This window comes from Amycolatopsis sp. SID8362 (genome assembly GCF_010550475.1).
GTDB lineage: Bacteria > Actinomycetota > Actinomycetes > Mycobacteriales > Pseudonocardiaceae > Amycolatopsis > Amycolatopsis eburnea.
The window spans coordinates 1-795 of record NZ_JAAGNB010000032.1; the positions used below are offsets into that span (position 1 = coordinate 1).

General features: G+C 75.2%; 1 protein-coding gene. It reads right to left on the bottom strand.

Annotation, left to right across the window (positions count from 1 at the left end):
• Positions 1 to 470: ABC transporter permease (locus G3I65_RS01320; RefSeq protein ID WP_375336658.1), on the bottom strand; the 470-nt coding region annotated here is incomplete at its 3' end.
• Positions 471 to 795: the final 325 nt, after the last annotated feature.

Below are 795 nucleotides of genomic sequence, written 5' to 3' on the forward strand. Positions count from 1 at the left end.
GCCACGGTCAGCGGCCGTCCGGCCAGGGTGACGCGGTCGCCGGCCCGGACGCCTAGCTCGGCGGCGGCCGGCCCGGACAGGACCGCGTCGGCCCCGGTGAGCTTCGCGCTGTCCGGCGCGAGGGCGGATCCGGGCCGGACGCCGAAGACCGAGACACCGGAGCTCCGGCCGGCGGCGGTGGCCTTGGTGGTGGTGATGCCCAACGGTTCGGCGCTGGTGACGCCCGGCGCGGCCGACCACCGCCGCCACTGCGCGTCGGTGACCGCGGAGTCGGCGTACGACGGCTTTTGGCCGCCGGCGAAGACGATCTCGTCGGCGGGCAGGCCGGTGACGGCGGAGACGTTCTGCTCGCCGAGGCCGGCGGTCAGGCCGGACAACAGGCCGACGAGCAGGGTGATCAGCACGATGACGGTCCCCATCAGGGCGAACCGCCCCTTGGCGAACTTCAGGTCTCTCCAGGCGACGAACACGGCCTCGGACTGTCCTTTCCGGCGGGGAGCGGGGTACGGCTCCACCCTCGCCCCCGGCACCCCGGCGGGGCATCCGGCGGCGGACGGCACTTCCCGGGCCGGACGACGGCGCGCCGGTTCCCTCTTTCGATAGAGGTGGTTCGGGCCGCGGCTCCGTAGCCTGGACGCACTGTGAACGCCGCCGCTCCTGCCTTGACCCCGACCAGCCGGGTGCTGACCTGGTGCCTGCACCTGCTGCTCGTCGGCCTGCTCGGGCTGGCGGCGGTGCGGGCCGTGGCCGGAGGACAGCCGCAGGCCGGCGCGGTTGTCGCGGTCGCGGCGGCCT